Source organism: Kitasatospora sp. NPDC091257 (assembly GCF_044757675.1).
Lineage (GTDB): Bacteria > Actinomycetota > Actinomycetes > Streptomycetales > Streptomycetaceae > Kitasatospora > Kitasatospora lactacystinica.
This window is the reverse complement of the sequence record NZ_JBIVVI010000031.1, coordinates 1-18,196: the sequence shown is the minus strand read 5'-3', so window position 1 is coordinate 18,196 and position 18,196 is coordinate 1. Positions and strand designations below refer to the sequence as shown.

The 18,196-nt window shown below is 67.1% G+C and carries 17 protein-coding genes and 4 pseudogenes; 10 read left to right on the top strand and 11 right to left on the bottom strand.

Going from position 1 to position 18,196, the window contains the following annotated elements:
- Together ACIQOV_RS02865 and ACIQOV_RS02860 are read left to right on the top strand one after the other, a co-directional pair.
- Positions 1–1,510, top strand: a 1,510-nt coding sequence (locus ACIQOV_RS02865; RefSeq protein WP_401044117.1) for a polymorphic toxin-type HINT domain-containing protein, incomplete at its 5' end; no start/stop codon positions are given.
- Between the two features lie 39 nt (positions 1,511–1,549).
- Positions 1,550–1,948, top strand: a complete 399-nt coding sequence (locus ACIQOV_RS02860) for a hypothetical protein (RefSeq protein ID WP_401044115.1) — start codon at positions 1,550–1,552, stop codon at positions 1,946–1,948.
- A 270-nt stretch (positions 1,949–2,218) separates the two neighbouring features.
- Here ACIQOV_RS02860 and ACIQOV_RS02855 read toward each other — a convergent pair whose 3' ends face one another.
- Positions 2,219–2,392, bottom strand: coding sequence for a hypothetical protein (locus ACIQOV_RS02855; RefSeq protein WP_401044113.1), 174 nt, complete (start codon positions 2,390–2,392; stop codon positions 2,219–2,221).
- A gap of 25 nt (positions 2,393–2,417) precedes the next feature.
- A complete protein-coding gene (locus ACIQOV_RS02850; protein WP_401044111.1) occupies positions 2,418–3,599 on the bottom strand; it encodes a hypothetical protein in 1,182 nt (393 codons plus the stop codon).
- A gap of 205 nt (positions 3,600–3,804) precedes the next feature.
- Between ACIQOV_RS02850 and ACIQOV_RS02845 the strand changes: the two genes are divergently transcribed.
- The 4 genes and pseudogenes from ACIQOV_RS02845 to ACIQOV_RS02830 all read left to right on the top strand — a co-directional run bounded on the left by ACIQOV_RS02845 (position 3,805) and on the right by ACIQOV_RS02830 (position 6,280).
- Positions 3,805–4,245, top strand: coding sequence for a hypothetical protein (locus ACIQOV_RS02845; RefSeq protein ID WP_401044108.1), 441 nt, complete (start codon positions 3,805–3,807; stop codon positions 4,243–4,245).
- 955 nt (positions 4,246–5,200) lie between these two features.
- Positions 5,201–5,530 carry a helix-turn-helix domain-containing protein gene (locus ACIQOV_RS02840; protein ID WP_401044105.1) on the top strand — a complete coding sequence of 110 codons (330 nt, stop codon included), beginning with the start codon at positions 5,201–5,203 and terminating at the stop codon, positions 5,528–5,530.
- A gap of 17 nt (positions 5,531–5,547) precedes the next feature.
- Positions 5,548–5,607: pseudogene (locus ACIQOV_RS02835) on the top strand (transposase); the annotation flags it as partial.
- 184 nt (positions 5,608–5,791) lie between these two features.
- Complete coding sequence (locus tag ACIQOV_RS02830; RefSeq protein WP_401044102.1) at positions 5,792–6,280, top strand: transposase; 489 nt, start codon at positions 5,792–5,794, stop codon at positions 6,278–6,280.
- Between the two features lie 10 nt (positions 6,281–6,290).
- Here ACIQOV_RS02830 and ACIQOV_RS02825 read toward each other — a convergent pair whose 3' ends face one another.
- From ACIQOV_RS02825 to ACIQOV_RS02790, 8 genes and pseudogenes are all read right to left on the bottom strand, one after another.
- Positions 6,291–7,268: a tellurite resistance/C4-dicarboxylate transporter family protein gene (locus ACIQOV_RS02825; RefSeq protein ID WP_401044122.1), complete on the bottom strand. Its 978-nt coding sequence runs from the start codon at positions 7,266–7,268 to the stop codon at positions 6,291–6,293.
- Positions 7,269–7,836: 568 nt separating this feature from the next.
- A pseudogene (locus ACIQOV_RS02820) lies at positions 7,837–8,169 on the bottom strand (transposase); the annotation flags it as partial.
- Between the two features lie 260 nt (positions 8,170–8,429).
- Positions 8,430–8,831: a hypothetical protein gene (locus ACIQOV_RS02815; RefSeq protein WP_401044099.1), complete on the bottom strand. Its 402-nt coding sequence runs from the start codon at positions 8,829–8,831 to the stop codon at positions 8,430–8,432.
- A gap of 58 nt (positions 8,832–8,889) precedes the next feature.
- Entirely contained in the window at positions 8,890–10,134 is a 1,245-nt protein-coding gene (locus ACIQOV_RS02810) for an ISL3 family transposase (protein ID WP_401044097.1), read from the bottom strand.
- Positions 10,029–10,379, bottom strand: coding sequence for a transposase family protein (locus ACIQOV_RS02805; RefSeq protein WP_401044119.1), 351 nt, complete (start codon positions 10,377–10,379; stop codon positions 10,029–10,031). Before ACIQOV_RS02805 ends, ACIQOV_RS02810 begins: the two co-directional genes overlap by 106 nt.
- Before the next feature lie 91 nt (positions 10,380–10,470).
- Entirely contained in the window at positions 10,471–10,896 is a 426-nt protein-coding gene (locus ACIQOV_RS02800; protein WP_331768558.1) for a hypothetical protein, read from the bottom strand.
- Positions 10,897–11,262: 366 nt separating this feature from the next.
- Positions 11,263–12,357, bottom strand: a complete 1,095-nt coding sequence (locus tag ACIQOV_RS02795; RefSeq protein ID WP_331768557.1) for a hypothetical protein — start codon at positions 12,355–12,357, stop codon at positions 11,263–11,265.
- 699 nt (positions 12,358–13,056) lie between these two features.
- Positions 13,057–14,175: pseudogene (locus ACIQOV_RS02790) on the bottom strand (IS630 family transposase); the annotation flags it as partial.
- Positions 14,176–14,343: 168 nt separating this feature from the next.
- On the opposite strand from ACIQOV_RS02790, the gene ACIQOV_RS02785 reads away from it, so the two are divergent.
- Together ACIQOV_RS02785 and ACIQOV_RS02780 are read left to right on the top strand one after the other, a co-directional pair.
- Positions 14,344–14,517 (top strand): LuxR C-terminal-related transcriptional regulator, encoded by a 174-nt coding sequence (locus ACIQOV_RS02785; protein ID WP_331768555.1) that lies wholly within the window; start codon positions 14,344–14,346, stop codon positions 14,515–14,517.
- Between the two features lie 154 nt (positions 14,518–14,671).
- Positions 14,672–15,076 carry a hypothetical protein gene (locus tag ACIQOV_RS02780; RefSeq protein WP_331768554.1) on the top strand — a complete coding sequence of 135 codons (405 nt, stop codon included), beginning with the start codon at positions 14,672–14,674 and terminating at the stop codon, positions 15,074–15,076.
- Positions 15,077–15,533: 457 nt separating this feature from the next.
- Here the strand turns inward: ACIQOV_RS02780 and ACIQOV_RS02775 are convergent, their stop codons facing one another.
- Entirely contained in the window at positions 15,534–16,049 is a 516-nt protein-coding gene (locus ACIQOV_RS02775) for a Ku protein (protein WP_401044093.1), read from the bottom strand.
- 692 nt (positions 16,050–16,741) lie between these two features.
- Here ACIQOV_RS02775 and ACIQOV_RS02770 point away from each other — a divergent pair.
- Both ACIQOV_RS02770 and ACIQOV_RS02765 read left to right on the top strand, forming a co-directional pair.
- Positions 16,742–17,371, top strand: coding sequence for an IS630 family transposase (locus ACIQOV_RS02770; protein ID WP_401044090.1), 630 nt, complete (start codon positions 16,742–16,744; stop codon positions 17,369–17,371).
- Positions 17,372–17,563: 192 nt separating this feature from the next.
- Positions 17,564–18,196: pseudogene (locus ACIQOV_RS02765) on the top strand (hypothetical protein); the annotation flags it as partial.

Below are 18,196 nucleotides of genomic sequence, written 5' to 3'. Positions count from 1 at the left end.
CCCCCGAGGCAAGAAGCCGGCCACCTGGCCCACCGAACGAGGCTTCGTCGGCGGCACCAACGACGCCACCACCGGCCTCACCCACCTCGGAGCCCGCGACTACGACCCGGCCAACGGACGCTTCATCTCCGTCGACCCCGTCCTCGACCTCACCGACCCACAACAGATCAACGGTTACGCCTACAGCAACAACAACCCCGTCAACCTCTCCGACCCGAGCGGGCTCCGCCCCGACGGCACCTGCGGCGGCACGGCGGCATGCCGGACGACGGACGGTCATCTCGTCAATGAAGCCTGGGGTCTCCAGGACGGTGGCTGGACTGTCGAGATCAGTAAGTCCGTGCTGGCCTATCTTCCCGGGGGCATCGGGCTCCCTGAGATTCCGGACTACCAGAGCGTTCTGAAGCAGACCGTCAAGAACCTCGACAACCTCTTCAGGGACCACACTCGCTTCGGCAAGCCCGGAGCGGAGAAGGAGGACCAAGTCCAGTATCGAGCGGCGGCACTCAATGCCTGCCAGGTCGTGGCCGCCTGCTCCAAGTCCAACGCCTACAACACGCTCTGGGACCAGCGGATGGGCTGGGAGTTTGAGAACTTCGCCCCATTCGGCCCTGGCGAGGTGCTGAACGGCGCCCTCAACGCAAAAGCCGCTGCCAAGGCCATCGGTCGACCGGCATCGAAGTCTGTGGGAAGCCGACCTTCTTGCGACAGCTTCCCGCCAGACACCCTCGTGCTCATGGCCGACGGAACCACCAAGCCGATCGGGGATATCGGTGTTGGTGACATCGTTGCGGCGACAGATCCGCAATCCGGTCAGACGGCAAAAAAGACGGTCACCGACAAGATCGTCACCCCTGACGACACGCGGTTCACAGAACTCACTCTGTCAGCATCTGGCACGGAAGGACCCTCGAGCGCTCCCGTTAACCTCGTATCCACCGCCCATCATCCCTACTGGGACGACACCGCCCGGCAGTGGATCCTGGCCGAGGATCTTCAGACGGGTCATAGCCTCCTCACCCCGGGCCACGGGCCGCTCGTGGTCGTCGCAGCCCACACCTATACGACGCAACCCCAGGTCGCCCACAACCTGACGGTCGCAGACCTCCACACGTACTATGTACTCGCTGGAAATACGCCGGTGCTCGTGCACAATAGTGCGTGTGACAGGTTTTCTAATTTGGAGCCGAATGACCCTGTCCACCCCATGACGCCGATGTCGCTGGGGAGTCTGCAAGGCGCCACTGGAAAGTTCATCTACGTGGTGATGCCTGGTGGTGAGCTTCGCGTTACGCGACTCGGCGGCCAGTATGGCCATATTGATCTTGCGCAGGGAGCCGACGTAGTGGCTGCCGGAGAATTCAAAATGTATAGTGGCCGCCTAAAGGAGATGGATAACCGGTCGGGCCACTATCAGCCCAGTGGAGACAGTGCTCGAAATGCGGCTGAGGAGGCTTTCAGAGGCGCGGGCTTCGACGTAGGGACGAAGACTTACAAGGAGCGCTGGTAGGTTGATGCAGGGCTCGCGGAAGGCAGGTGAAATAGGCGGATGAGCGCAGAAGATGCGCCCCATTCTGGGGCGGCCCAGTCTCTAATTAGAGAGTTCTCCGAGATCTCTCTTCTTCTTGATGAGAGTCAGTCGACGCTGGTTATTGACCCGATATTGGCGCGGATTGCTAACAATGCTGAAGTGCACGGAGACTTTGAGGGGCTAAAGTCGGCAATTCTCTGGGCGCTCCATTCTGGTCAAGCTTATGCGGCCTGCGAGATCGTTCAATTCTATGGATTCAGATTCCGATGGCCATGGCTGAGGAAAGAGGTCGAGGATATGTTTCTCGACAAGGCCGAAAAAGTGGACCTTCGAGCCATGAGGTTCTATGAATCGATGCTTGAGGCATTTGATGACAATTGGGAGGATCGCGATCTCTTCCCATCGCTAGGGGCTTAGTTATTTCGTGCAAGGTGCCCCGCCAGAACCCTTTCTGGCGGGGCACCTTGCACGTCTTGACGGCAATGGTTGATGGCAACCTCAGTGGACGGGCTTCGCACAAGGTGGCGGGTCGTCGCTGTCGACGGGCTCGACGCTGCCGTCTGCGGGGTGAGAACGTTGCTGAGGGTGTCGATGGCTTGGCGCTGAAGGCGGAGTCGGACGTGTAATGGTGACGTCGGGTATTGGAACTATCCGAATGCCTGCCGTGTAGAGCTGCTCGGGGCGGACTCACAGGTAGTCGAAGAAGCGGCCCCACCAGGTTGGTGGGTGCTCGGGGTTGTAGGCGGCGAGGTTGCTGGCACCGTCGTACTGCGTCCAGAGCAGGTGCTCGGAGACGGCGATATAGCCGTGAGGTTCGATGGCCGCGACCAGGTCCACGATCGTTCCGATCGGGTCGGACATGGCCCGGTCTGGGTATTCGGTGTGGTCACGGTCGCTCGACAGCGGCCGTCCTTTCGGTCGGCGGTGGCACGACCAGGTCGTCGAGTGCCTGCTGGGCCCGGCCGAGGTTGTCCTTGCCGGCGCGGCGGAGGCCGGCCTTGGCGTACTTCTCGACCATGGTGGTGGACTTCCAGTCCTCGGTGATGACCAGGATCTCCGCCGCGCTGTAGCCCTGGGCGGCGAGGTCGGCGGGGACGCCGGCGCGCAGGCCGTGGCTGGTGGCGTTCTTGGCGTCGAAGCCGGGGGTGCGGGTGACCATGCGCTTGAAGGCGCGGTTCACCGCGTGGCCGGTCATGCCGGTTCCGGAGGCGGGGACGGGTATGAGCCGGCCCCAGCGGGTGATGCCGCGCAGCAGCGGCAACTGCGGTTCGGCTTGGCCGAGTTCGGCGAGCAGTGAGATGTAGGTGCGGACGACGGTGATCGCCACCGGGTCGCGGACGACGTACTCGCGGCCGGTGGACCAGTGGTCGCTCTTGCTGGTGCGTTTGCCGACGACCATCTGCTCTGTGCCGTCCTCCAGGTGCTCGAAGGCGACGGAGTCGATGCGGTAGGCCGCCTGTTCGGAGCGCCGGGCGCGGGTGCGGTAGCCGAGGTGCAGGATCGTGAGGTCGCGCCAGCGGGCGAGCGGGGTGTCGGCGGTCGTGCCCTGCTGGAGGTGGGCGATGCGGGCGGCGTCGACGGGGGGGCTCGACTTCGGGGTGCGGCGGGCGCGGGCGTGTTCGGCGGCCTGCTTGCGGATCAGTTCGGCGGTCGCCTTCTTCGGGGGCCAGTTCTCGTACCCTGCACGGGCGTTGGCGTCGCGGATGGCGGCCATCGCCAGGCGCAGGGAACTGACGGGAGCGCCCGTGCCGTCGCGGCCGCCGCGGCGGCGGAGGTGGGAGACGTAGGAGACCATGTTCGCCTCGCTGGTGCGCGGCCCGGGGTGACGGCCGTTGTCGGCGCACCAGCGGGCGAAGTAGCGCCACTGTTCGGCGTAGGTCTGGCTGGTGCGCGCGGGCCGAGCGGAGGCGAGGTCGTCGGCCGCGTCCTCGGTCAGCGTCTCGTTGGGGTCGACCCCGGCGTGCGCGAACGGCGCGAGCGCCTGACCGTCGTCCACCAGCTCGCCGACCACGACCTCGGTGGAGCGCTCCACCAGGGCGGGCAGGCCGTCCGACGCCTCGGCATCCACGGGCGCTCTCCTTCCGGCACGGCGGGCTGATGATCCGTCCGGGACAGCCTATCTGTACCGGGCCCTGTGTTGCGTCCTCTAAATCCAGTTAGAGGACGCGATACATGCCTTGGTACATAAGCCGAGCCCGAGGTGCCGGCATCGTCTGTGACACGTTTTCCGAGGTTATTTGTGTTCAGCCCACCAAGCTGCGAAGGTGTTCGCCATGAAGATCACGATCACCGTGGAGAATCCGACCCCCGAGGTGCTGGAGAAGCTGCTCGCCCTCGCCACCACGCCGACGGCGGTCGTGACCGCGGTGCCCGACGACCGCTGGACCCCGGAGCGCGCCCGCTCGTACTACGACCGCCTGCCGCCCCGGGCCCAGCAGATCCTGCTCCAGGTCGTCGAGGGCGAAGGCGAATGCGATGCCGACGAGTTGAAGGCGAACGGCCGAAGCCTCAGGGGATCCACCGGCGCGTTCCGCCGGGTGCTCACGGAGGGCAAGCGCACCGGCCTCTGGCCCGACGCCCTCCCGGTGCCGCTGCTCTCCCACATCGTCGGCGGGCAGCTCAAGAAGCTTGAGATGCCGGGGTGCGGCACTGAGCAGCATCCGCATCCTGCTTTTCGAGCAGGGCTGCGCGATCTGCTGCCACATGGTCGCTGACAATCTCCTCGGGTGGGTATCCATTTGCGCGAGGTTTTCATCGGGACGAATCATGGCCATGTCGCCCGAAGCCCGCCAAGCGTTCCCTCGGGATGGACTCTCCGAGCATCCAGGGCGGTGTCGATCGATCGCGGGAATTGAATTCCTTGATCCCGTGTCAATCCCGAAGAATCGACAAATTCTCCCTATTGTCGGCCGTTTCCTGTCTCGCGCCAGCTGCGGCGCACCTCGTGCCAGGCACGGATGGGTGCCGGAAGCTTTTCCAGCATCTCGTGAAGCTGCGTTATGGCCGGAGTGGTGGCTCCGAAAGCGGGACCTGCGCAGCGTCGTCGCCAACTACCGCGATGCCGGTGCGGTCCGGCTGGTCCTCGCCGGTGTGGTTGAGGACTGGGACGAACGGAAGCAGGGGCGGCGGCGCGGTTGGCATGGGCCTTTCGGTGTGTCGGCTCCAGTCCGAGCTGCCGGTGATCCACGAACGCCTCTCGCGTCGCCACGAGAACCAACCCGAAGCACTGCGATGGCACCTGGACAGGTCCGGCGAACTGGCAGGGATCCTCGATCGGGCAGGAGTCGATGCTTCTTTTCGGTCGATGCCACCAGGCGCTCGGTCGGCGAGGCCGCCGCCGCCGTGATCGAGGCAGCCGGCTGGTAATGACAGAGTCGGACCGATCTCGCCCAACCCCACTCCGAGCAACGGGCGGCGGCGGAGACCCTCGGCGCGCCGCCGAAACTGCTGTCGTCCGGCCGAGTCAGACAGCAGGGGCTCTGCGTAGCGTGACATTCGACGCCTCGGTCACGAGATGCGAATCGCCGCGGAGAGCCGGCAGAAGACCGCGAGCCGGGTCTCATTCGCCCTCGGGGATCAATGGAACCGTGGTTACTGACTTCGGCGCTTCGGGGTGATTGGCTTGTTCGTATAGCTGACTGACGGTCATCTGCGCGCTATGCCGTTGGTATGCGATATGTGGATGGGGGCGGGCTGACGGCGAAAGGTCGGCAGCGCCGCGAGGCGGTGCGACTGGAGGCTGCCGGGTTGTTCGCCGATGGGCTGGGGCCGTTGGAGGTCGCCCGCAGGCTGCGGGTGAGCTCGAAGTCGGCTTACCAGTGGCACCAGGCGTGGACGAAGGGCGGGGCGGAGGCCCTGGCCTCACGAGGTGCGAGCGGCCAGCGTTGCAAGCTGTTCACGCGCTGCCAGGAGAATCTCGGCGCCTACCTCGAGCAGGGGCCGGCCGCCCACGGCTGGGACGAGGACCAGGGTGGACCGGCGCGCGGGTTGCCACGCTGATCGGCCGGAAGTTCCACGTGTCCTACAGCGTCTCGGGCGCCACCCGCCTGATGCATCGGCTCGGCTTCACCCCGCCGGTCCCCGCGCGGCGGGCCGCCGAGCGCGACGAGCGGGCCGTGACCACGTGGAAGGAGGCGACCTGGACGGAGGTAAAAGCACCCGGGCGGCCTGCGACGGATGGATCTGCTTCGAAGACGAAGCCGGGTTCACCCGCAGGCCGCCCAAGGGACGCACGTGGGACGGCGCGGCATCACCCCGGTCGTGAAGGTCTCCGGCCGCGGCTCCGGACGGGTCTCGGTCGCCGGACTGCTCGCGATGCGCCCCGGCTCCCGGACCCGGCTGTGCCACCGGTTGCGGCGCCATACCGGGCGCAAAGGCGAACGCCGCAGCCTGTCCGAGCACGACTACATCGCTCTGATCGACGGAATCCACCAGCTGGTCAGGGCGCCTCTCGTGCTGGTCTGGGACCGGCTCAACACCCACGTCTCCCATGCCATGCGCGACTTGATCAGCGCGCGGGAATGGCTGACGGTGTTCATCCAGCCCGCCTACGCACCCGAGCTGAACGCGGTCGAGTACCTGTGGGCCCACGTCAAGCACAGCCTCGCGAACCTCGCCAACGTCGCCCTGGACCGACTTGCCACGCTCGTCCGCAATCGACTCAAACGACTCCAGTACCGCCCCGACGTCCTCGACGGCTTCCTCGCCGGAACCGGACTCTCCCTCGACCTACCACCGCCATCACATTGAAGCGCCGACGTCAGTATCCCTGGCATGCCGAGGTGGCGGGCAGCCGCAGGCTCCAGCCACCGTCCCTGTAGAGGTCACCGCGGGCGGGCGGCCGCGTATCTGACCACCCGACCAGTGTGGGCACGCACGCGGCGAGGGCGACCCAGAGCAGTACCTGGCCCGGCGTCCGCAGCCAGCCCACGGCTGCGGCGTCGGCGACGGACAGGGTGGCGACGGCCGTCATACCCATCGGGAAGACCGTCGCCCACCGCCTCATGTCGTAGCGCGGACGCGGCCAGCGCACCTCGGCGAAGACGAGGACGGCGTACCAGCCCACCGACAACGCGAGCGCGACGAGCGTGAGTGGACGCAGCGCGTCGTGCAGGGCGGTGCCGCGCCAGGCGGGCACAACCAGCAGCTTCGACCCGGCGAGTGCGCAGATCGCCAGCGTCCCGCCCGCCACCCACTGGTCGCCCGCGCCAGTCCGAACCTGGCCGCGGTCGAAGCGGACGAAGGCGACCGGGTAGAGCGCCAGCCCGAGCCCGAAGCAGACCAGCGCCGGCCAGGCGAGCCACCCGGACGGCAGCGAGACGGCCAGCGATCCGCCCAGCACTGCCAGGCCCTGTGTCGCGACACACACCAGGAACACCGTGCCCGGCAAGCGCCGCCGCCAGTGCCGCATCACCGCCGTGAGCAGCACCGGCCAGACCAGTACCGCTACAACCAGCGCGGCGACGGCGACGATCGACCGCCCCAGCAGTGCGAACCAGGTCCCGAGGATGGTCGGCGCGGCCACAGCGGTCAGCGCGGGCGGCGTCTCCGCCTCAGTCTCCCACCGGTTTCGGTCGCGCATCAGCCGCCGCACGAAGTCGACAGCGAGCGCGAGCCACGCGAAGGCGGCGAGGACGAGCAGAATCCGGGAGAGTGCCTCCTGCCCGACCAAGTGCAGCCCGATGGAGACGATCCCGGTCGCCATCACCATTGTTCCCGCTGCCGGGGGCAGCTCCACCCACCAGCCGGTCTGCCCGTCCCGCACACAATCACCCCCCTCACGGTGGGCGGCGGTGGGCGAGCCGCAACCGAGACGCCCTGCTTGCCTACGTAAAGCACAGCCTCCCGAAACCGACGACAGCAGGCTCACGGACAACAGCCGTTCACCGCATCAACTCTGGTGCACAGTCACTCGTACGAGGTGGTGCATGTTGACTCGTACGCCGACACTCGTCCAACCGAGTCAAGTACCACCCCGACATCCTCGATGGCTTCCTCGCCGGAGCCGGACTCTCCCTCGATCTCTCACCGCCACCTTGAAGCGCCGAAGTCAGTAACTGCTGCCTGATTGATCCCCGACACCGGACCAGGGCTACGGGGATGGCCATACGGGGGAGCCGCCTCCGGCGCACCCGGATGGGTGCCCTTGCAGGTCAGGAGGGCTGTGTCGCGAAGTCGACCGCGAACTCCAGGCAGAAGACGGCCTCGTTGCCCCCGGTGTAGGCATCGAGCCGAATCTTGAACTTGGCCTTCGGACTCTCCCTCTGCAGCGTCTTGGTGCCTTCGACAGTGAACCGTCCTGTCGCCGACTGTACCGACCCCGCGGTGCCCGTGTACTGGCGCTGAACCCCGACGCTCGCGGTGCCCTTCTTCAGGTCCCCGGTCTCGTCGACGACCAGCACAGCGTCCTCGTCGCGGAGGTGGTCGACCACGAAGTCCCGTATGTCGTCACGGACCTGGTCGGCATCCCAGGACGCCCGGCTGAGCAGATGCTGCATGCCAGCCGGGCTCGCGTCGCCGGCGTGCTCGGTGATCGTCCAGCAGTTCTTCCTCGGCAGGTCCGCGAGCAGCCCCAGCACGAACGCCCGCGCCCGGCGACGAGGCTCCACTCGCGTGAACCGGCCCGCGACCTTGGCCATCAGGTCCTCGAATACCGACTGCCACCGGGCAGGGTCTACGCTGTGGCCCACGGCCACCGGCTGATCTTCGTTTGTCGACACAACTCACGATGATCAACGGTGGCCGCCTCCGTCTCTACGCGACCCAGCAGTACAGGCCGCCGCCCCGCCTGCCGATAGCTCGAGCCAGCCCAGCCAGATCGCCGAGGATCCCGGGTGTCAGCGGACGCGGCAGACTGGCTCTAGCGCGAGTTCCGTGATCTGGTGCGCTGGCCAGGCTTCTACGAATCCCGTGCGACGGTGATATCGACGACATGTGCATGCCCAACTGCGTCATCTACGTCGACGCGCGCCCGGTGGAGGCCTGGTCCGAGCAGGCTGGTCGTGAATCGGCTTTGTCCCATGATGTCCCCGACGACGAGCCGCCCGTCGGGCAGCAGGAGCGGCCCGCTGAACACGGTGGTGAACCCGAGGCCGGGACCGGCAACGCTCTCGGGATCGGCATGAAAGATCCGCACTCTGACCAGGGAGGTTTGCGGCTGTACTCGCACAACCAAGTGGGTCTCGCAGGCTGCGGCCGCCCGACCGCCGAGTTCGAGGGACGCCGGGATCCACTCTGAGGACCCCAGCGCGATAACTGGGTGGTTCACGTACAGGTCGAGCCCGGCGATCTGCACGGGCACCCCTTTCCTCGCCTCTCACGACGGTCAGCTCCGGAGAGTACAGACGGGCGCTGACACCTCATGTCGCGAGAAGGACCCGCTTTCGGAGGAGGTCGAGCTTCGCTCGGCTGAACATCTGGCGCTTGACCATCTTGATCCGGTTGACGTGACCCTCGACCGGGCCGGAGTTCCAGTGGAGCGTGAGGCCGGCCATGACCGCGTCCCAGTCCTTGCGCAGGCCGTTGGCGAAGCCTCGCAGCTCGGGCAGGGTGCTGGCCTCGGCGTCCGCGGTCCAGTGTTCGAGTTCCTCCTGGCCGCGACGGTTGACGAGCATCGAGGCAAACCGCGCGATAAGGACACAGGCCTCGTCCAATTCACGGCAGCGGTTGCGGAGTTCCTTCAGCAGGACACGGTCGGCCTCGGGTCGGTTGTCGGGGTGGGTGAGGATCAGCCTGGTGACCTCGCGGACCTTGGGGATCGGCGGGCGGGTGGTCGGCTTGGCGTTGTCGCGCAGACGGTGGATGAAGCGGCGGACGGTCCGCTCGCTCACGGTCAGGCCACGTTCGGCGAGTTCTCGGTGGAGGCGGTCGGCGCTGGTGCAGCCCTCGTTGAACCGGGCGATCAGGTAGGCGGCGTGGCCGTCCAGGCTGGTCTGCCGGCCGCCGGTGGGCCCCGTTCCTATGAGCTCGTCGGCGGTGGCGGCCCGCATGAACTTCCGCGCCGTCTTCGGGTCCAGGCCCAGTTCGGCGACGATCTGGCCGTGCCCCATGCCCTTGTCCATCAGCGCGTGGATGGCGGCGTGGCGCTCGCGGGTGCGCCGGGCCAGCCGTCCCTCGGGCAGCACCACCTTCTCCCTCTCCGGCGCTGGTGGGACCCACTGCGGGCGCAATCGGGCGACCAGCCGCTCGGCCGCCTCGCCGAGGTTCTGCCAGAGGTGAAACCTGTCCGCGACCTGCGTCGCCGTGCCGGCGCCACGGTCCGCGCCGTCGGCGTAGTAACGGGCACGGTCGCGGCAGACGACCTCGACCCCGGGATGCTCGGTGAGCCAGTCAGCCAGGGCGTTGGCGGACCGCTCTGGTAGCACCTCGACGGGGCGGCGGCCCTCGATATCGATCAGGACCGTGCCGTAGTGGTGGCCCTTGCGAAGGGCGAAGTCGTCGACGCCGAGCACCCGGACCTTCCCGGTCAGCGGGTCGGGCAATGCGCGGATCAGGCGTATCAGGGCGTCCCGGCCGACCCCGTCCGACAGATACGCGGCCAGCCGGGCGCCGGCCCGGCCGCCGAGTGCGAGGGCGACGGTCTCGCGGACCTTCCGCAGCGACACGGTGCACCGCCCATAACGAACGTCAGGCCCGGGACCTGCTCGGCGAAGGTCCGCTTCCCGCACTCGGCACTGTCACAGAAGAACCGGCGGACCCGCAGGTGAAGCACCAACTCCTGCCCGGAGACCGCGGTGTCGCTGATCCGCCGCTCGTAGCCGCTGTGGACCCGATCGGACCAGGTTCCGCAGCCTGTGCACGACGCCCCCGATGTCCTGCCTCGGGCATGCACCCGGACCGACCGGCCCATCGACCTGACCAACTCGACGTGCAGCAGCGCAAACTGGGGGAACAAGACGGCCAGAAGATCAGCAACAGACACCCGACATGATCGCCAACCATCAAGATCTGCGGGCAGCTTTCACGGAACTCGCGCCAGAGCCAGATCCCACTGTCCCTTGACACCCGGGCGCGACCTCCGGGTCTAAGACCTCGCCCTCCGCTGCCCGCTCCTGAGCCCACAGCTCGCTGACCTCGACAAGCCTCGGCGTGTCGGCAACGGCGAGCGCGTCCTGCAGGGCTGTGGAAGCAGCCAGGACCATAGGGCCCTCTCCGTCGCCGGGGTCGGCGACGACCGCCGGTTCATCGGCTTCGACGAGTTCTTCAAAGCTCCGACCGGTGAGGATGCCCTCCCACTCGATCATCGCCTCTTCAACATCGAAGTTGCCGAACACCAGCGACTCGAAGGCCTCGCCGGGCCCGTGCTCCACGACTGCCGCCGCAGCCTTGTCGTCCGGCGCCACGAAGAACTTGATGATGATGCTCACCGGGGCATTGCTGCCCGCTCAGCCGACCCCTGATCCACCCCGTCAGCCAGCCCGTCTGCAACTAGCCGATCCACCGTAATCACCGGTCGAGCAACCATGATCGCGATCTACAGCTGGAGTATTAGCCAGCGTCGACGTTGCGCCTCGTAATGCCCTCTTGGGGATGACGGCACGAAGTCGGCAGCTGTGCTTGCCGCTGCCTTCGCTTCGCAGCCTCCTCCCCGCTGGCCAGCGACGCCAGCCCCGGGTGAACCTCGATTGTGAGGTTGCCGACGGCATCGGCGGTCACCGTGGCTTGGCCGATGGCGGCGCGGTGGGCGGAGCCGTCATCAAGGTGAGGAGGCTCGGGTCGATGGTGCTGGCGGATCAAGAAAAGATGCCGCCAAGAAAGTCCCAACCGATCTGCGACGGCTGCCACCCAACACCTTCGTCCCATGCCTTGTGGTACATCGCGTGGTCGGGTCCTATACACACGATGTCCAGGCGCCCAGGGCCCCAAGTGGTGATCGCCGGCTGGCTGGAAAAGCTTCCTCCCAGGGGTTCCCAGCCATCCTGCGACGGATACCACCGATCGGTTTGCCATGACTTGTGATACATGGCGCCGTCATTGCCGAGTCCAACAATATCCAGACGTGGATCTCCCCATGAGGTTATGGCCGGCGGGCTGGTGAAATTGCCACCCAGGGGATCCCAATCAGTCTGCGATGGATACCACGTCCGCGCCACTCTTCCTTTATGGTACATCGCTCTATCACTGCCTATCCCCACAATACTAAAAGAGTCAAAACCCTTGGCGGTTATCGTTGGAGGGAGGGCAAGGCCGCCCCCGGCCGCCGTGTCGTGGGCGAAATCCCCGTCGAGGAAGTCCCAGATGAGCCCTGGCGGCTCAAACGGTCCGTTGGGGTCCCCGCCTAGCTTGTAGTAGATCGCGGCGTCGAGACCGAGCGCAATGATGTCAAACGGCCAATCGTCACTGCGGCTACATACTGCTGGCGTGCTGATGAACCTCCCGCCTAGGGCGTCCCAGCCGGTCTGGGATGGTTCCCAGATGCCATTAAATTTGGCTTTGTGGTACATCGCTCCATCGCGACCACGCCCGAAGACGGCGAAGCGGCCAGAAGGCAGATAGGTTACGGCTGGTCCGCTGGTGAACCCTCCGCCGATGAGATCCCAGCTGATATCTGGCGGGAACCACCCACTGCCGTGCGGCAATTTTTCTTTGTGGTGCATCGCTCCGTCAGGGGCGACACCGACTATATCGAGACTTTCCGGGTAAGACGAGGCTACTGCTGGCCTGCTAGTGAAATTGCCGCCCAGAAGATCCCAGCCAGTCTGTGAAGGGAGCCACCTGTCGAGGTTAAACTCCTTGTGATAGAACGCTTTATCGGAACCCATTCCGATTACATCGAGTACCGGTCCGCCTCGATTGGTTATAACAGGTGTGTGATGGTTGATCTCCATGCTCCTGGCCTCCAATAGTCGCGTCCACTGCACTCATCGGCGACCTGGTTTCCCCAGGGTCGAGCACAGCACGCCTGGCCATGGCGGGATAGTGACACAGCCCCAAGTCCACTGCGGCATAAGGGGGAACTGCCCGACGCGCGACACACCCCCAAACTCCGTCCACCAGCGCCACGGCAGCTTCGGGAGGGAGCGCCCTGCAGTCGCTGCTGCGGCGCTCTCATTCTCCTTACTTCATTCCAGCATGCAATAGCTTCAGACGAGTTGCATCTCCGCGACAACGGAGGCTCCGCCTCCGACAAACCCCATGTCAAAGCGCTTTCAGGCGCGCGAAGGGTTAGCTAGTTGCTCTGACCGTGAACGTTCACCGGTTGGGCCCGGGGTAGCCTGCGCCCGTGAAGGTCTATCCCCTCTGGCACATCAGCCACCAGAACGAAGCCGGCCCCAACGACGAGACGATTCACCTCGACGACGGGGTCGTGTTCATCGACGAGCAGGACGGCGACGACGTCAAGCTGCTCGGCATCTACTCTTCCGAGGCCGCCGCCGAAGAGCGGATGCGCCGCGCGCGTCTTCTACCGGGCGTCGCCGACGAGCCAGACTGCTTCCAGATCGGAGAGTACGACCTCGATGAGGACCACTGGACCGAGGGCTTCGTCCGCGTGCCGGTCTAGGTCTTCGGGTGAGCGATCCTGCCCACGCCGCTTCGGTGAGCGTCCTTCCTCCCCAGCGGAGGCCCTTCTCGCTGCGAATACGGGCGCGCTCTCTGCGCTGGGCTGTGAGGACGTCGGGGTGGCGGGCGTTGGCGTTGCGCCAGCGCAGGTAGGCGTGCAGCGTGCGGGTCTGGACCGTGTGGTTCGGATGGTTCGAGTTGGCGAGCGTGAACTGCCGCAGCGGTCCGAAGTGCGCCTCGATCGGGTTGGCCCAGGAGGTGTTGGTCGGGGTGAAGCAGAGGTGGACGTTGCTGTTCTTCGCCCAGCGCAGGATCCTCTTGCCGTTGTGGGCGGAGAGGTTGTCCAGGATCACGTAGACCGTGGCGTCGTCCGGCCGCGCGGCCCGGATCGACTTGAGCGCGGCCAGGGTGTTCGTCGTGCCCTTGCGACGGCGGTTGACGCCCCAGAGTTTGTCGTCGCCGACCGAGTAGCAGCCGTGGAAGTATGTGACACCGTGGGTCCGCGTGTAGGTCGCCGGCAGCCGGTTCGGCCGTCCCTGTTCGGCCCAGGAACTGCCCGCGGTGGGGCGGATGCCGAGCGGGCCGAACTCGTCGAACGCGAACGTGCGGTCCGGGAAGCGATCCAGGATGAGCTCGATCCGGTCGAGTTTGGCGTCGTACTCGGGGTCGCTGGACTCCTTCCAGGTCTTGGTGCGCTGGAAGGTGACGCCTCGCCGGGCGAGTAGGCAGCGCAGGGCCTCACGGCCGATGCGGATCACCCGACCGTGGACTTTGCGCAGGTAGGCCAGGAGTTTGCGGATGGACCAGCGGGTGAAAGGCTGGCCGAGCTTGGTCGGGCGGGTGGTGGCCGTCTGGACGACGAAGTCCTCGTCGTCAAGGTTGAGTAGGCGGGGACGGCCTCCCGCCCACCGAGGGTCCAAGCAGGCCAAGCCGATCTCGTTGAACCGGTGGATCACGTCCCGCACCGTGTCCTCGTCCGCCTGCACAAGCTGGGCGATGACCGGGACCCGGTTGCCGCCGGCCGAGGCCAGCAGCATCATCGCCCGCCGATACCGCACCGTGTTCGTGCTGCCCCGACGCACGATCCTCTGTAACTGCTGCCCCTCCTGGTCGGTGAGTCTGCGAACCCTGACCGGCTCTGCCACCGGGCCCCCTTCCAAGCTGAACGTCTCGCGACATCCAACCGGCCGAGGGCCCGCCAGCGCCAACCCGGCGAACCTATGCGGTCACAGCACTAGCTAGGGCCTGTGTGACGTCGTGATCAATATTGCGGTTTCGTGCTTGCCCGGAAGCGGGATCCGGTAGGACGTTGTGTGACACGCAGGCAACTCACCGACGAGCAGTGGACGTTCATCGAGCCGTACTTGCCGATCGGCGAGTCCACCGTGAAGACACATGTGAACCATCTGTTCGCGAAGATCGGCACCCGCACCCGCACCGAGGCTGTCGCCTGGGCCCACCAGAACGGCTACGGCGAGCCGTCCTGAGCTTGTGGCGACTCCACGCCACATCGCGGTGTCATTCCAGACATCCACCGACTCTTTTGACTCCCGAGTCAGTGGCGGACCGCAGCATGGGGGCCCGGAAGCTCCCCTCGATCACCCCATCCCGTCCGTTGCCACTGCCGGAGAGAAGGTTGTCATGAGCGCATCTACCCGTACCAAGTTCGCCCGTTTCCTGGCCGTCCCCGCCCTTGCCATGGCGAGCACGATCCTCGCAGCCGCGCCCGCGAGCGCCGGGGGACTCTCCATAGGCGTCAACGGCGCCACCGTCGCGGATGCCGGGCGGACACTGAACGTCTCCGTCAGCTACCGGTGCCTCCCGGCATTCGAGTGGGTCAAGATCACCGTCCAGGCCACGCAATCCGCCGTATCGGGCCGCGGCTCGGTCCAGCTCCCCTGCACCGGCGGGGAGACCGTGACCATTCCGGTGGGCGTCACCTCGCCCGGTGACACGTGGATCAGGTCCTCGGTGAACGTGGTCGTGCACATCTACGACGCCGAGCTCGACCGCGGCGGGGCCGCGGCCACCGTCGTCGCCAACTGACCGGCGTCCACGGAAAACGAAACGGCCGGTCGATCCGAAGGTCGACCGGCCGTCCCGGTTTGTCGGGGCCGGCCCTCTACCCGGGCACTTGTGCACCGGCAGCCCGGCCGTGTCATGCGCGCCCGGTCGGCCCCTTGCCTCGGGCCACCCCCGCCGGCCTTCGGTGGCAGGGCCTTCCTGGTGCTCTTGCGGGCCGCGGTCTTCTTGGCGGTCTGCTTGGTGGTGCTGGTGTTCTTCACGGCATCGCCGGTCTTCGGGTGCCGCTCCTGGGCGGCGGCGAGGGCTCGTTCCAGCACAGCCGTGAGGTCGAGGACCGCTCCGCCGGGCGGCAGGACTCGCGACTCGGGGGCGTGCGGGGGTTCGATCCCGGCGAGGCGGGCATCGACGACTTGCTCCAGGGCGTGGGCGTACTCGTCGTGTTCGGCCTCGATGTGGAAGTCCTCGGTGATGGCATCCATCAGGTTCCGGGCCAGCGCGACCTCCTCGGGGCGCAGCTGGACGCCTTCGGGGCGATGCCGGCGTCGGAGCGGATTTCGTCCGGCCACAGCAGGGTCTGGAGCGCGATGACGTCCTCGCGCACCCGCAGGACGGCCAGGCTCTCGCGGGTCCTGATCGCCACGCGGGCGACGGCGACCTGGTCGGCCTCCAGCATGGCCTGGCGCAGCAGCGCGTACGGTCGGGCGGCGGCGGGGTTGGATGGTCCGAGGTAGTAGGCCTTGTCGTAGTTGACCGGGGCCACGCGGTCGGCGTCGAGGAAGCCCAGCACGGTGATCTCTCTGGAGCTGGAGAGCGGTAGGTCGGCGAGGTCGGCGAGGTCGGCGAGGTCGGCGTGGGTCAGTACGACGGTGCGTCCGTTCGGGGCCTCGTAGCCGCGGGCGACGTCGTCGAACGGCACGTCCGCGCCGTCCAGCTCGCAGACGCGTTTTTGCCGGATCCGGCCGCCGTCGGCGGCGTGGACCTGGTGCAGCGGCACGGTGTGCCGCTCGGTCGCGGCTTCTCTGAACTACGAGGTCAGGGCGACAGCCGAGGTTCGGTCGTCGGTCGGGGTGCCGCACCGGGCTCGCGGCAGTCCGCTCGCGTAGCCCTTGCCCGGCCGCGTACGGTCTGCGCATGGCGAGGACCAGGCCGGCCAGGCCGGTGTCCGTGGAGGCCGTGTTCCCGGAGCTGGCCCCGTACCGGGCCCGGACGACCCGGTTGCACCCCAGAGGGGCGGCCCGGCATGCACGACAGTCACGTCGGCGGGCGGATGCTGTGGCCGGACGGCGAACCATGGCCGCTCTGCCACGAGCCGCACCAGCGCGAGAGCGAGGGGTACGCACCGGAGGAGATACGCAGTGCCCGAGCGGCAGGCGTCTGGCCGCCGAGCCGGCCATGGCCCCGCGCAGGAACTCCCGAAAAGGACGGTCCGGTGCCCTTCGTGGGGCTGGCCCAGTTCTTCCGCCGTGACATCCCCGGCCTTGCCAGCGGGCCCGGCGGTGCAGACCTGGTGCAGCTCTTCCGCTGCCCCCACATCCACGGCCCGTACCTGGAGCGCCGCTACCGCCTGCGGTGGCGACGGACACGGGAGACCGAGCGCGCGGAAGGCTTCCTCGCCGCTCCGCCCGAAGTGCCCCTGCTTCGGGGGAGCACGAACTCCCCGAGCCGTGTGTCCTGCACCCGGAAGAGGTGGACACCTATCCCTGGGCGGAGGACGACACGCTGCCCGCCTCGCTGATCGCGCGAATCGACGCGTGGGACCGCACCTGCCCCGCGAACGCGGTGGTGATCAGCGTGGATGAGAAGACCGGGATCACCGCACGCTCCCGCAAACACCCCGACCGGTCCGGCCGCCCCGGGCAGCGCACCCGCCGGGAGTTCGAGTACATCCGCCACGGCACCGTCTCAATCATCGCCGCCCTGAACGTCCGCACCGGCCAAGTCCTCACCGAGCACACCGACCGCAACAACGCCGACACCTTCATCGGCTTCCTGCGCCAACTCGACGAGTCCGTCCCCGCCGGCACCAGCATCCACCTGCTCATGGACAACGGCTCATCCCACGTCGCGAAGACGACGAAGGCCTGGCCGGTCACCCGTCCCCGCTTCAACATCCACCACACCCCCGAACACGCCGGCCGGCTCAACCAGGTCGAGCTGTTCTTCTCCACCCCGACCCGACGTCCACTACGCCGCGGTCGGTTCGCCTCCCGCGACGAACTGGCCGCGGCCATCGACACCTTCGTCCTGGCCTACGACGAACACGACGCCAAGCCCTACCGCTGGACCTGCGACGGCAGCCCACTCAGAGGGCGTTAAGAACTCGCGCGGATAGGCGTTAAAGGATACCGGCGAGGTCCAGGCGGGGGCCTGCGCAATGTGCAATGGTGACGCTTCGTGTTCGTGTGCCTGCGCTCGCGTCCTGGCGGTGCCCTGCCCATGTGCGGGCGGGGGCCTGGCGGTCGTGCTTTCTGCGGTGCTGTGTTGTCGGGTACGGCTACTGTGCCGGTCATGTCTGATGATCTGCGGGATATCCGCCCGTGTGCTGAATCTGCCGTGGCCGCCCAGCGGTTGGCCGATCCGGGGTTCCTGGTGAACGCGGACCCGGGATCGGTGATGGCGTTGCTGGATGCGGCGTCGGGTCCGGCGGCGCGATTGGCCGCGTCGGTGTACCGGGCCTCGACAGACCTGCATCGTGACGTCACTGCGGGGGTACGCCGACAGCTGCTGGCGCTGGATGCGGCCCGTTACGGGGACCGGGAGCTGTCGGCACTGATCACCGCGGTACCGGTGGAGGACGAACCCGCCGCACCGTGGGGCGTCGAGTGGGCCACCGGCTCCCAGCTCGACCGGTCCGTGCGTCGTATTCCGACTGGCCACACCGATGCGTTGCTGGCGATGGCGACGGCGGTGCTCGACGGCCGCCCCGTCGCGGTCACCGGCGGTACTGACCGGACCGTGCGGATATGGGACCTGACCACCGGCCGGCAGATCGGCCAACCCCTCACCGGCCACACCGGCGAGGTGGACGCGGTGGCGACGGCGGAGCTCGACGGCCGCCCCGTGGCGGTCACCGGCGGTACTGACCGGACCGTGCGGGTGTGGGACCTGACCACCGGCCGGCAGATCGGCCAATCCCTCACC